General features: G+C 65.9%; 14 protein-coding genes and 1 tRNA gene. 8 read left to right on the top strand and 7 right to left on the bottom strand.

Annotated elements, in window-relative coordinates; translation table 11 throughout:
• Window positions 1-17: 17 nt before the first annotated feature.
• Both ACIQF4_RS20190 and ACIQF4_RS20195 read right to left on the bottom strand, forming a co-directional pair.
• A complete protein-coding gene (locus ACIQF4_RS20190; protein WP_066273813.1) occupies window positions 18-371 on the bottom strand; it encodes a DUF2516 family protein in 354 nt (117 codons plus the stop codon).
• A gap of 9 nt (window positions 372-380) precedes the next feature.
• Entirely contained in the window at window positions 381-1,571 is a 1,191-nt protein-coding gene (locus tag ACIQF4_RS20195) for a trans-sulfuration enzyme family protein (protein WP_400517611.1), read from the bottom strand.
• Between the two features lie 113 nt (window positions 1,572-1,684).
• Here ACIQF4_RS20195 and tmk point away from each other — a divergent pair, with 113 nt between their 5' ends.
• From tmk to ACIQF4_RS20235, 8 genes are all read left to right on the top strand, one after another.
• Window positions 1,685-2,380, top strand: a complete 696-nt coding sequence (tmk, locus tag ACIQF4_RS20200; protein WP_350000620.1) for a dTMP kinase — start codon at window positions 1,685-1,687, stop codon at window positions 2,378-2,380.
• The gene (locus tag ACIQF4_RS20205) at window positions 2,377-3,519 is read left to right on the top strand and encodes a DNA polymerase III subunit delta' (protein ID WP_350000622.1); all 1,143 of its coding nucleotides are present in this window, start codon (window positions 2,377-2,379) and stop codon (window positions 3,517-3,519) included. Before tmk ends, ACIQF4_RS20205 begins: the two co-directional genes overlap by 4 nt.
• Window positions 3,520-3,536: 17 nt before the next feature.
• Window positions 3,537-5,102: an alpha/beta hydrolase gene (locus tag ACIQF4_RS20210; RefSeq protein WP_400517613.1), complete on the top strand. Its 1,566-nt coding sequence runs from the start codon at window positions 3,537-3,539 to the stop codon at window positions 5,100-5,102.
• 103 nt (window positions 5,103-5,205) lie between these two features.
• Window positions 5,206-5,278, top strand: a tRNA-Thr gene (locus ACIQF4_RS20215).
• A gap of 505 nt (window positions 5,279-5,783) precedes the next feature.
• Window positions 5,784-6,419, top strand: a complete 636-nt coding sequence (locus ACIQF4_RS20220; protein WP_400517614.1) for a hypothetical protein — start codon at window positions 5,784-5,786, stop codon at window positions 6,417-6,419.
• Window positions 6,416-6,586 carry a hypothetical protein gene (locus tag ACIQF4_RS20225; RefSeq protein WP_400517615.1) on the top strand — a complete coding sequence of 57 codons (171 nt, stop codon included), beginning with the start codon at window positions 6,416-6,418 and terminating at the stop codon, window positions 6,584-6,586. The genes ACIQF4_RS20220 and ACIQF4_RS20225 overlap by 4 nt, the downstream gene beginning before the upstream one ends.
• Window positions 6,587-6,615: 29 nt before the next feature.
• On the top strand, window positions 6,616-7,584 hold the full coding sequence (locus ACIQF4_RS20230; protein ID WP_400517616.1) for a hypothetical protein: 969 nt from the start codon (window positions 6,616-6,618) through the stop codon (window positions 7,582-7,584).
• Window positions 7,585-7,622: 38 nt separating this feature from the next.
• A complete protein-coding gene (locus ACIQF4_RS20235; protein ID WP_400517617.1) occupies window positions 7,623-7,808 on the top strand; it encodes a hypothetical protein in 186 nt (61 codons plus the stop codon).
• 94 nt (window positions 7,809-7,902) lie between these two features.
• Here the strand turns inward: ACIQF4_RS20235 and ACIQF4_RS20240 are convergent, their stop codons facing one another.
• The 5 genes from ACIQF4_RS20240 to ACIQF4_RS20260 all read right to left on the bottom strand — a co-directional run bounded on the left by ACIQF4_RS20240 (window position 7,903) and on the right by ACIQF4_RS20260 (window position 12,511).
• Window positions 7,903-8,748 (bottom strand): aldo/keto reductase, encoded by an 846-nt coding sequence (locus ACIQF4_RS20240; RefSeq protein ID WP_400517618.1) that lies wholly within the window; start codon window positions 8,746-8,748, stop codon window positions 7,903-7,905.
• A 63-nt stretch (window positions 8,749-8,811) separates the two neighbouring features.
• Window positions 8,812-9,288, bottom strand: coding sequence for a hypothetical protein (locus tag ACIQF4_RS20245; protein WP_400517619.1), 477 nt, complete (start codon window positions 9,286-9,288; stop codon window positions 8,812-8,814).
• A gap of 8 nt (window positions 9,289-9,296) precedes the next feature.
• Window positions 9,297-9,929, bottom strand: a complete 633-nt coding sequence (locus ACIQF4_RS20250; RefSeq protein ID WP_286187519.1) for a bacterial proteasome activator family protein — start codon at window positions 9,927-9,929, stop codon at window positions 9,297-9,299.
• 78 nt (window positions 9,930-10,007) lie between these two features.
• Window positions 10,008-10,211 carry a YbdD/YjiX family protein gene (locus tag ACIQF4_RS20255; protein WP_400517621.1) on the bottom strand — a complete coding sequence of 68 codons (204 nt, stop codon included), beginning with the start codon at window positions 10,209-10,211 and terminating at the stop codon, window positions 10,008-10,010.
• A complete protein-coding gene (locus ACIQF4_RS20260; protein ID WP_400517622.1) occupies window positions 10,211-12,511 on the bottom strand; it encodes a carbon starvation CstA family protein in 2,301 nt (766 codons plus the stop codon). The genes ACIQF4_RS20255 and ACIQF4_RS20260 overlap by 1 nt, the downstream gene beginning before the upstream one ends.
• Window positions 12,512-12,833: the final 322 nt, after the last annotated feature.

The raw sequence follows: 12,833 nt of genomic DNA on the forward strand, positions 1-12,833 counted from the left end.
TCAGGCCGGCTGCTGGTTCACCACGGGCCGTACGGGCCGGTGTTGCGGCTGCCGCCCCGGCCTGCATCCTTCACGGCCGGCCGCACGTCCGCAAGGTAAACGGAAGCGGCGACGACGGCCGCGAGGCCGAACAGGCCCAGCGTGCCAAAAAAGCCGCCTCCGCTGCTGAAGAAGGAGATGACACCGATCAGGGCCGCACCGCCGGTCAGGGCCAGCCAGAAAGTCTTGGTCCTTTTGCCCGTGGCCTCGAACGCGTTGGCACGGTGCCGGGCGCAGTCGACCACAGCCCACAGCTCAAGCCCCAGTGCCACCAGGGCCAGGATAAAGAACACTGCCTGCTCTACAGGCCGAATAATCAGTTCACCGTCCACAAGCCCAGCCTAGCTGCCCAGCGAGTCAAGCGCCCGCTTCAAATCGGCCCAGAGGTCTTCCACGTTCTCGATTCCCACACTCAGCCGCACCAAATTCTCGGGGACGCTCACCGGCTCGGCGGTGTGCCGCCGTCGGCGTTCAATGAGGGACTCAACACCGCCCAGCGACGTCGCAGGCAGCCACAGCTGCAGCGCGCGGACGAGTTTGTCAGCGGTGTCGGCGCCGCTCAGCCCTCCCGCAGGGGCCACCTGCACGCAGATGATGGAGCCGAACCCCTTCATCTGCACCTTGGCCCGCCCGTGGCCGGGGTCCTCGGGCAGGCCCGGGAAACGGACGGACTCAAACGCCGGATGCTTGCTCAGCCGCTCCGCCAAAACCAGGGCAGACGACTGGGACCTCTCCACCCGCAGCGCCAGAGTCCGCAGCCCGCGCAGCGCCAGCCACGCTTCGAACGGCCCCGCGATTCCCCCATGGATGGTCCGGTGGTGGAGCAGCGCGGAGCGGATGTCCGGGTTGGCTGTCACCAGGGCGCCAAGGACGACGTCGGAATGGCCCGCCAGGTACTTTGTCACCGAGTGCAGGACGACGTCGGATCCCAGCAGCAGGGGCTGCTGGACAAGGGGCGTGGAGAAAGTGTTGTCGGTGACGACGATGGCGCCCGCTGCGTGCGCGGCGTGAGTCAGAGCGGAGATATCGGCAATGCCGAGCATGGGGTTGGTGGGGCTTTCAAGCCACAACATGGCGGCCGGGCGGGCAGCCGGTCCCCCTGGCGCAAGGGCCTCCCTGACGGCGGCAGTGTCGGCGATGTCAACGGTGCGCAGTTCAATGAAGCCCTTTTGGGCCAGTTCCGTGGCCATAACCAGGGACCCCGAATAACTGTGGGCGGGCATCACCAGCACTCCCCCGGCGGGAATCAGGGAAAGGGCCGAGCTGACCGCCGCGAGCCCCGACGAGTAGAGCAGACCCGGCAGACCGGAACCTTCAAGCTGGCCGAGGGCCTCTTCGAAGGGGTCCCAGGTTGGATTCGAATACCGGCCGTACCCACGGTCGCCATCCCCGAGCGGGCCGGAACCAAAATATGTGGAGGAAAGGACGATCGGCTGGTTGACCGGCTGGTCCCGTTCCCTCGGGGGACGCCCGGCCGCAACCACCACGGTTTCGGCTGACAGTACCGCGGCCTGCTGTTCGGAGAGACTCATGGTGAAAGCGTACTGTCAGCCGGCAGTCCGCCGGAAAGCTGTTACCCCCGTTGGCCCGGCCTTTGTCCACAGGCCCAATCGGATTTGTCAGCGGGGATCGGTAGGCTTGATGGGTGAGCAAACAAAGGGCCGGGCTTTTCATCGCGTTTGAGGGCGGCGACGGCGCCGGCAAATCAACGCAGGCTGCCCGGCTTGCGGAAGCCCTTCAATCCCAGGGCCACACCGTCCTGCGCACCCGTGAGCCAGGCGGAACTCCCATTGGTGAAAAGCTGCGTTCCCTGGTGCTGGACCACGGCCACGGCCACATTGATGCCCATACGGAAGCGCTCATCTTCGCCGCTTCCCGGGCCGCGCACGCCACCCAGGTCATCCGCCCCGCCCTGGAACGCGGCGAGATCGTCCTGACGGACCGGTACATCGATTCGTCCGTCGCCTACCAAGGGGCGGGACGCGGACTGGGCGAAGACGCTGTGCGGTCCCTTAACGAGTGGGCCACGTCCGGCCTGCAGCCCCACCTCACCGTCCTGCTGGATGTCGAGCCGGCCGTGGGCCGCCGCCGCCGAACCGCCGGCGAAGCTGCCGAGGACCGGCTGGAATCCGAAGCTGATGACTTCCATACCCGGATCCGCGATGCATTCCTGGAATTGGCACGCAGCCGTCCGGGGTCCTACCTGGTGCTGCCGGCCCATCACTCGGTCGGGGAACTGGCGGAACAGATACTCGAGCGGGTGGAAAGTCTCCTGGCCGCGCACCACGGCGTCCCCGGGGACGTCCCCGCCCGCGCTCCGTCAGTCGGTGGCCACCCGTGACCGTGTGGGACGACCTGCAAGGGCAACCCGCCGTCGTCGAACAACTGCGGCAGGCATCCAGCGGTGACGGGCTGACCCACGCGTGGCTTTTTACCGGTCCGCCGGGCTCCGGGCGCTCGAACGCGGCGAAGGCTTTTGCCGCGGCACTTAACTGCGACCAGGAAGATGTCAGCCAGCGCGGGTGCGGCCGCTGCTCCGCCTGCCTGACCATCCTGGGCGAGACCCACTCGGACGTCACGTTTGTCCGGACGGAGAAGGTCACCATCACCATCGACGAAGCCCGGGAGCTGGTGGCCACCGCCGGAAACAGGCCGTCGACGGGGCGGTGGCGCATCATCGTGGTGGAGGATGCGGACCGGATGGCGGAACGCACCACGAATGTCCTCCTCAAAGCCATCGAGGAACCCACCCCCCGGACCGTATGGATGCTGTGCGCCCCGTCCCCGGCGGACGTCCTGGTGACCATCCGCTCGCGCTGCCGCAGCGTGGCTTTGAGGCTTCCGCCTGCCGCGGACGTCGCTGCCCTGTTGGTAAAGCGCGACGGCGTTGAGCCGGCTCTGGCTGAGCGTGCCGCCAGGGCGGCGCAGAGCCACGTGGGCATTGCCCGGCGGCTGGCCCGCGACCCCGCTGCCAGGGAACGCCGGCTGGAGACTGTGCGGTTTCCGCTCGGCCTCAGGGGCGTCACCGCTGCGGTGATGATGGCGGACAAGCTGGTCAAGATCGCCACGGCCGAGGCCAACAGCTCCAATGAAGAACGGGACGCTGCGGAGAAGGCCGCACTGCTGGCGACGCTGGGTGCCCCCGAGTCCGGGACACTGCCGCCCGCCATGCGCAGCCAGGTCAAGCAGCTGGAGGACGACCAGAAGCGGCGCGCCAAGCGCTCCATCACCGATTCGCTGGACCGGACCCTGACGGATCTTCTTTCCTTCTACCGCGATGTGCTGATTATCCAGCTCGGGAATGCTGTGGAGCTGGTAAACGTTGAGCTCAGGGGCGAATTGGAGGAGTTCGCCCGCCGTTCCACGCCGGAGTCGACACTTGCCCGGATGGATGCCATCAACAAAGCCCGCGAACGCATCACCACCACTAACGTTGCACCGCTGTTGACCATTGAGTCCATGGCAGCCAGCCTGATCTAGTCCTTCAAGGAGACCCGATGACTGCCCGCCCCCTGCCCGTACGCCCGCGATCCGCGGCGGTTGGCGTCCGTGCCCTCGGGGCCATGGCCCTGGCCATGGTTCTGGCGTCCTGCAGCCTCCTGAATGGTGAAGACCGCAGCCAGGAAGCCGCCACTGCCAAGGCCGACCCGTCCATCGTTGCTTCTGCACCGGCGGGGCTGGAGGAGTTCTATTCGCAGGAGGTCGTCTGGGAGCCGTGCGAGACCGAGTTCCAGTGCGCCAGCGTGACGGTGCCCATGGACTACGACGACCCAGCCGGCGAGACAATCCAGATTGCCGCGCTGAGGGCTCCCAGCACCGGAAAGAAAACGGGCAGCCTCCTGGTCAACCCGGGCGGTCCGGGTGCTTCCGGGTACGACTTCGTGAAGGATGCGGCCGGAACACATTTCTCGCAGGGTGTGCGGGACTCATACGACCTTGTGGGCTTCGACCCGCGCGGCGTGAAACGCTCAGCTCCGGTCACGTGCATGACCGACGCCGAACGGGATGCCGCCCGGGCCAAGATCTACGATCTCGAAACGGATTCAGGCCTGTCTGCCGTCCTGGCCGACAACAAGGCGGTTGCAGCGCAGTGCGAAGAGCAGACCGGCCCGGTGCTGGGGAACATCGATACTGTCAGCTCCGCCAAGGACGTGGACATTCTCCGGGCTGTGGTCAATGACCCGAAGCTCAACTACCTTGGCTACTCCTACGGCACCTTCCTGGGCTCAACCTACGCTTCCCTGTTCCCCGGCAATGTGGGGCGGATGGTGCTGGACGGGGCGCTGGACCCTTCCATCAGCAATGAAGAGCTGACCAGCGGGCAGGCCCGCGCCTTCGAGAAGGCAATACGCGCCTATGTTGCCAGCTGCCTGGGCCAGGACGGGTGCCCCCTGAGCGGGGACGTGGATTCCGGTGTCCAGCAGATCCGCGACCTGATCGCCGCCGTCCAGCAGACGCCGCGGACAGCCAAGGACGGGCGGGTAGTGAACGCCACCATGTTCGTCAGCGGGCTGATCACGCCGCTGTACAACGACCAAAGCTGGCCCGCCCTGACCCAGGCCCTGGAGGCGGCAATGACGGGAGACGTCAGCCTCATGCTGCGGCTCGCAGACCTCGGGGCCGACCGCTCTTCCAACGGGACGTACACGTCCAATTCGACGTTCGCCTTCAACGCCATCAACTGCCTTGACTACCCCATGGAGTCCGATACCGCCGCCATGCGCGCCGAGCAGCAGCGGCTGATGCAGGACTCCCCCACCTTCGGGTACTTCTTTGCGTACGGAGGCACCAACTGCGTCGACTGGCCGTACAAGAGCGTGCGCACGCCGTCGCCCGTGGAATACGACGGCGACTCCCCCATAGTCGTCATCGGCACCACCGGCGACCCCGCCACTCCGGTGGAATGGGCCTCATCGCTCCGCAAGCAGCTGGGCAACGCAGCGCTCCTCACTTGGGAAGGCGAGGGCCACACCGCTTATGGCCGTTCCAACAGCTGCATCGGGGATGCCGTGGACAGCTATCTGGTGAGCGGCCAGGTTCCCGCCGACAATACGGTGTGCTGAAGGCCGCACTCCGCTTCCGCCGCCCATTTTGACCCGGGCGCGGGGACTCTATTACAGTTGACTCTTGCATGAAGCGCCCGGTTCCGCCGGAGATTCGTGCGGTGCTTCCTTAGCTCAGTCGGTAGAGCGTTTCACTCGTAATGAAAAGGTCATCAGTTCGATTCTGATAGGAAGCTCGGGATAAACCCCGGACAACCCAAAGTTTTAGGGGTTTCCGGGGTTTTTCGCTGGTTAAGGGGTCGACCGGGGCCTACCACCATCTCCTGAGGGCCCAGCCGTTGTCCGCGCCGTCCCCCTCCGCGCCATCCTTGCCGCAGCGCAAACAACGCTTGTACAGGCCTCCGTCTTCGGTATGTTCGACGTGCCACTGGTGGCGGATATTCAACCTGCACCGCAGGGCCTGGATCATGGCGGACTCCGATCATTGGTTGCAGCGCCTATAGCTCCCATGATGGCCCTGCCGCCCCGGCGATAGTAGGGGCAATCGGTGGGCCCGCGGGAGCCTTGTGCCAGCGGCCTGCCATACCGGTGGCCGTTGAAGAGGGCGCCGCCCAGCACGGCTTCGCACCCGCCTGGGCGCGCAGGGCTAGACTGGCGGAGTAAGGACGGATTGGGGGATCCAGGGCGGCACAGTTCCGCCGTTCCGCTGGTCGGTCACCGCCAGCGAGACCAAGGATGACCGTGACCTTCTTCCAGGACTTTCCGATCCCGCCGTCAGCGCCCCGGCCCCCCAGCACCAGGTTCGTGCCGCCGGCGTGGACCGCTCCACCCGCCTACGAGCTTCCAGTGGCCGTCCACATCGGCCGGTTCCTGCACCGCAGCCCCCGCATGGTGGTGGCCGTAAGGAGCGCCGAGGTCTATTCCACGGGCTGCTCGTTCAACCTGTCGTGGGTCTTCCAGCGGGGCGACGAGACCGAGGATGACTGGGCGGACAAACACTCCCTGTTCTTTCAACCAGGGATGGGCATCCGCCGCGGCACACGGCTCCTCTCCGGGCTGATGCTCGGCGTGGAACTTGCCGACGGTTCCAAAGCCAGCACGGGAGCCCATGGTCCCCACGGGTTTATGGGCAGCAACGAGGAACCGGAACCCCCAACCCTTGCCCTGAACAGCGGTGGCGGCAGCGGCGCGGACAACGAACTGGCGGGCACGGGAAGCGCCTGGCTCTGGCCCCTGCCTCCCGCGGGAGACCTTCGGCTGATCGTCCAGTGGATGGACTTTGGCCTGGCCGAGAGCTCGGTGGTGCTGGACGGCGGGAAACTGCGCGACGCCGCGGCAGGCGTGCAGCGTTTTTGGACGGACGGTGACCAGCTGTGACATCCCCGGATAACATCGCCCTGAACCTGGTCTTCGCTGCCATCTTCTTCTACGTCCTGTACGGCGTCGTCCGGGCGGCCGTACGTGACGGCATAGGCCAGGCGGAAGACCGGCGCCGGCAACGTGCGGACAGCGCGGAAGCGGGCCAACCGGGCGGGTACAGGTAGGCAGATCACCGGCGCCTAAGATGGCGAGCATGGAAGACGAGGTTCTTGCGGAGGTCGCCAACCAGCTCTACGCGAAACCGCTGGATGACTTTGTTGCGGCCAGGGCCACGGCAGCGAAGGAAGCAGCCGCGTCCGACAAGGAGCTGGCGGCAGCGGTCCGGGCACTGCCGAAGCCGTCGGTTGCCGCCTGGGCGGTGAACATGCTGGCCGTGCACCAGCCGGACGTCCTGGCCCAGCTGACGGAACTCGGTGGCAGAATGCGTGCGGCACAGGCCTCGCTGGATGCTGCGTCGCTCCGTGACCTGGGACGTGAGCGCCGCACGTCGCTCTCTGCCGCCGTCGAGACCGCCCGTTCGGTGGCCCAGGAAAATGGCCGGGCCATCAGCGATGCCATGGCAGGCGACGTTGAGGAGACGCTTCGCGCGCTGACAGCCGATGAGGGAGCAGCAGCGGCCGTGCGGAGCGGGCGCCTGCTCAAGACATTGCTGGCGGACGGCGTGAACGCCGTTGACCTGGACGGCACCGTGGCAGTCCCTTCGGTCCTGCCGCCCGCTGCAGCGGCTCCCGCCTCCGTGCCAGCGGCCCCCGCCGGCAGGAAAGCGCGTACGACGGCGGCAGCACCGCAACAGCGCATGCCGGCAAAGCCGCGGCTTGAGGCGGTCCGGCAGACTCCGCGGCCCGCGTCACCGCCCGCGCTGGAACTGGCCCGTGCTGCCCTTACCGAAGCGCAGGCAGCAGAGGCCGGGACAGCCCGGGCGGCGCGGGAGCTGCAGGACCAGGCCGACGACATACGGACTCAAATTGCGGAACTCCTCCAGGAGACTGCAGACCTTCGTGCCCGGCTGAGGACCGCCGAAGAGCAGCTGGAACGCTCAAAGAAGAGGCTTGCGGCCACCGTTGCCGAGGCAAAGCAGGCGGTGCGGGCCGCGGACAAAGCCGAGCGTAAGGCAGTCCTTGCCCAGGAACGGGTCCTTCGGCTGGGCAACACGCGGGACTGATTCCCGTAATTGTCAGACCCCGGTTGCAGACTGGATTCATGGAAAAGCAACTGGTACAGGAATTCCACGTTACGTACTTCGACGCCGACTGCGGCCGGGCACGGGTCGAGGTCTTTGACACCCTGGCAGAGGCGGAACGCTTTGCCAGCCGGCACTGCGCCGGCGAGGACAGCTGGGCTGTCGTCGACGCCGTGTCCATAGAACAGATCCGCACAGCCGCCTAAACCGCTCCCGCTTAAACGCAAAGCGCCCTGCCTGTACAGAACAGGCAGGGCGGCAGTGGACGGCTAAAGCCCTGGCGTGGGCGCCGTCCGGCGGCTACGCGAAGTCAGAAACAGCCGGGTCCGCGCCGATTCGGCCTTCGCCGTTGGCCGAGCGGTCAAGGGCATTGATGGCCTCGACGTCGTCTGCGTCCAGGTTCACCTCAAGCGCCGCGTAGTTTTCCCGGATCCGGGATTCCGTGACGGACTTGGGAATCACCACGTTGCCGATTGCCAGGTGCCAGGCGATGACCACCTGGGCAGGCGTGGCACCGTGCTTGGCGGCAATGGACGCCACCGTTGAATCCTCGAGCAGCTCGCCGCCCTGGCCCAACGGCGACCACGCCTGGGTCAGGATTCCCTTCGAAGCGCCAAACTCGCGAAGTTCGCGCTGGCTGAAGTACGGGTGCAGTTCGATCTGGTGGATGGCCGGGACAACGCCTGTTTCGTCGATGAGCCGCTGCAGGCCCTCGGTGGTGAAGTTGGACACGCCGATGGACTTGACCCTGCCGCGCTTCTGGAGCTCGATCAGCGCCTTCCAGGTGTCCAGGTACTTGTCCTGCTTGGGCTGCATCCAGTGGATCAGGTACAGATCCAGTGTCTTGAGTCCCAGCCTGTCCATCGACGCCTCGAAGGCTGCCAGGGTGGACTCATAGCCCTGGTCAGCATTCCAGAGCTTGGTGGTGATGAAGAGCTGCTCCGGGGAGAGGCCGGAACTGGCGATGGCCCGCCCCACGCCTGCCTCGTTGCCGTAGATCTTGGCGGTGTCGATGTGGCGGAAGCCTGCTTCAAACGCCTGCCGGACCACCTTTTCGGCGACGTCGTCCTCAACCTGCCACACGCCGTAGCCAAGCTGGGGAATCGTGTTTCCGTCATTGAACGTCAGTGTAGGTGAAAGAGTCATTCGACTATCCTGCCAAACACCGCAGCCCGCCAAGAGTGTATTGGCCTGAAGTAAGCCAGGCGCTTAACCGGGAATATCCGCCTGCCGCTGCCCGGAGTCTTCCTCATCAAGGTGACGCTCGGCGTCGGCCACCTGCTGGAAGACGGACTCGGCGCGCCGCCGGACGGACGCCGCACCTACCGGGACCGGGCCCACGGCGAGCCGAAGCATGGCGGCTGCCTCCGCCGTTGTAGCCAATGAGTTGCCGGCCTTGGACAGGGCACGGTGCACGCCGGCCAGGTCAACCGGAATGTCCAGGCCTTCATTGGGTGAACGCCGCTGCGCCTCCATGCAGACCAGCCGTACCCTTTCGAGGAGGCCAGCCAGCTCGTTGGCGATCTCGAGCAGTTCACCGTAAAGCTGGTCGTCCTCCACACCTTCAAGGACCTGGTGGAAGCGGTCCAGTCCCCGCTGGAAGCGGTCGTGGGCGCGGCGCCACAGCCCCTTCCCCAGTTCCGCATCGTCCTTGCGCCCCTGCCTGGCGGCGCTGAAAAAGCCCAAGCGCACCCTTACAGGTATTGTCCGGGACCGTGGTCCGGGTCGTCCCGCTGGCCGGGCCGGGCGGAATTGCCGGAGCGCGAACCTGCGGCGGCCCTCTGCGGCTCACCGTTTTCGCCAATGACCACGCCGGGGGCGATCATGGTGCCGGGCGGAAGCTGGCGGAGCTGCATCTGCGCGGCCGCGTGTTCGCGGGCCGCGTGCTGGGCGGCGATGGCCGTCTGGATGCCGTGGAACAACCCTTCAAGCCACCCAACCAGCTGGGCCTGGGCGATGCGCAGTTCAGCGTCCGAGGGAGTGCCGTCGTCGGAGAAGGGAAGGCTGATCCTGTCCAGTTCCTCCACGAGCTCCGGGGCCAGTCCGTCTTCCAGCTCTTTGATGGAGCGCTCGTGGATTTCAGCCAGCCTGCCGCGCGCAGCCTCATCCAGGGGCGCGGACTTCACTTCCTCCAGGAGCTGCCTGATCATGGTTCCGATCCGCATCACCTTGGCCGGCTCATCCACCAGGTCCTGCAGGCTGCTCCCCTTGGGCTTCATGCCCTCCGGAGGGCCCGGCTGGGCGTGCATGGGCGGCTGCCGGTCATCGATGGGAGTGCCTTCTACCGGGAGGTCCTCAGCTGACTGAGTGTCTTGTGGATCGCTCATGCGTTCATACTCTCATGAGCGATCCACCCGTGACCCACCGGATGAACCTGCCTGGCGGTTTGTCCGCTGCAAGCTCAATCAGCAGCACCGGCCCTGCGGATTGGTGTCCTGGCGGTCAGTCCGGTCGCGCCAAAATTCCTTCTCCGTGAGCGGTGCTGCCCCGTGGCCGGCCGCCCTGTGGTGCTCCAGGTACTTCGAGTACGCGTCCGCGCCCAGGACGCCGCCGAAATACCTGGCGACGCCGCGGACGCCCCGCGTCAGCACAGCCAGCCGCGCCGCCATTAGTGGTGGCCGCCCTTTTCGAACCTGAGCTCCGCCGGCACCTTGTCCCACTCAGCCATCAGTTCGCGTTCGGCGGGTGTGGGGATAAGCCCGGCAGGGGCGAAGACCCTGGACGGAAGGGCCGGGTCCTCATTGTCCTTGACGGCCGTGCCGTCCGCGCGGTTGCGGAAGGCCTTGACCGTGGCGAGCAACGCCGTCGCAATCACTATGATGCTGAGCACCACGAAGATCACGGAGAGCCAGCCCTGGATGGCCGTGTTCCGAACAACCGCCTCCATGGCCGCCACGGATTTAGCTGTGCCGAACTCCGTCTTCCCGTCAGCGAGGGCCTTGCTGAAGGCCGCGTTGTTGGCGAAGTAGCCCACCGCCGGGGTGGACGAGAAGATTTTCTGGTAGCTCGCGGTGATGGTCACCACGGCGGCGAACGCCAGCGGCAGGGCAACAATCCAGAGGTACTTGAACGTGCCGCGCTTTGCCACGATGGCCAGGCACACGGACAGGGCGATTGCGGCCAGCAACTGGTTGGCGATGCCGAACAACGGGAACAGTGTGTTGATGCCGCCCAGCGGGTCCGTGACGCCCATCAGCAGCACCGCGCCCCACGCTCCCACCATGATGGCGGTGCAGAGCCAGGCCCCGGGACGCCAGGAGTGCTCCTTGAACTTGGGGACAAAGTTGCCGATCGAGTCCTGCAGCATGAAGCGGGCAACTCGTGTGCCGGCATCCACAGCGGTGAGGATGAAGAGGGCCTCGAACATGATGGCGAAGTGGTACCAGAACGCCATCATGGCGGTGCCGCCGATGAACTGCTGCATGATGTGCGCGAGGCCAACGGCAAGGGTGGGAGCGCCGCCGGTGCGGGAAACGATGCTTTCCTCACCCACATTGGCTGCCGTCTGGGACAGGAACTCGGGGGTGATGTTGACTCCGGCCAGGCCCAGGCTGTTGACCCAGGTGGCTGCTGTTTCCACCGTCCCGCCGGTCAGCGCGGCCGGCGAGTTCATGGCGAAGTACAGGCCGCGGTCGATTGAGATGGCGGCCACCAGTGCCATGATGGCCACGAATGACTCCATCAGCATGCCGCCGTAGCCAATGAAACGGGTCTGGCGTTCCTTTTCCACGAGCTTCGGGGTGGTGCCGGACGAGATCAGTGCGTGGAAGCCAGAGAGGGCACCGCAGGCGATGGTTACGAACAGGAACGGGAACAGGGCCCCGGGGAACACCGGCCCGTTGTCCCTGCTGGCGAATTCACTAAAGGCGGGAACGGTGATTTCCGGGCGGACCACGATGATGGCCAGCGCCAGCATCACGATCACGCCGATCTTCATGAATGTTGAGAGGTAGTCCCTGGGTGCCAGGAGCAGCCACACGGGCAGGATGGCGGCGATGAAGCCGTACACGATGAGCCCCCACGCGATGGTGACCTTGTCCAGGCTGAAGATGTCGGCGCCCCACGGGGTTTCGGCCACGATGCCGCCGCCGACGATGGCCGCCATCAGGAGGACGAAGCCGATCAGCGACACTTCCATGATTTTGCCGGGCCGCAGGTAGCGGAGGTAGACGCCCATGAACAGGGCGATGGGGATGGTCATGCCTACGGAGAAGACACCCCACGGGCTTTCGCCCAACGCATTGACGACGACGAGCGCGAGGATGGCCACGATGATCACCATGATCAGCAGGGTGGCGATGAGGGCCGCAGTGCCGCCGATGACGCCAAGCTCCTCGCGGGCCATTTGTCCCAGGGACCTGCCGCCGCGCCGCATGGAGAAGAACATCACCAGGTAGTCCTGGACGGCACCGGCAAGAACGACGCCGATGATGATCCAGATAGTGCCGGGCAGGTAGCCCATTTGCGCCGCGATGACCGGACCCACCAGGGGTCCGGCGCCGGCGATGGCGGCGAAGTGGTGGCCGAACAGGACGTTGCGGTCAGTCCGGACGTAGTCCTTGCCATCCGCCTTGTACTCTGCGGGGGTGGCACGGCGGTCGTCAGGCCGGGTGATGTAGCGCTCGATGACCTTTGAATAGAAGCGGTAGCCGATGAGGTAGGTGCACACCGAGGCAAACACGAACCAGATGGCGTTGACGGTCTCGCCGCGGATGATGGCCAGCATGAACCACGCCAGGCCGCCCAGCAGGGCGATGCCGGCCCACAGCGCGATCTTCGCCGGCGTCCATTTCCGGTCTTCTGCCTCGCGGACCTCCTCGTCGATGGCTGTCGGGGGCAGGGCCGGGTCGGTGGCCACCACGCCCCTTTCCCCGGATGCATTCCTCCGTTGATCAGGCGTTTCGGCCATGTCTCCTCCTTGAGATTGTTTCGCTTCTGCTGTGACGCACCCTACCAACCCGCAGCCCTGTTCCAGGGGCGTTCTGCCAGGTGGCGCGGAAACGTGCGGTGAGCGGACGGGACGCGGCGACGAACGACGGCTCAGATGGTCGTCCCGGCCGGACCAACGCAGAGAAGGCCTCCGTCCGAACAATTCGGGCGGAGGCCTTGGCTCGTGGGGAAAGCGTAAAGCTGCTCCTTAGCCTCGATCCACCGATGAGCTTGGGTGACAAGCGGGTGCCGTGACGCAGAAATGCCCCTCTGATCAGGAAGAATAGTGATTGTCTAGACCG

Origin of the sequence: Pseudarthrobacter sp. NPDC092202, from assembly GCF_044755505.1 — a bacterium.
GTDB lineage: Bacteria > Actinomycetota > Actinomycetes > Actinomycetales > Micrococcaceae > Arthrobacter.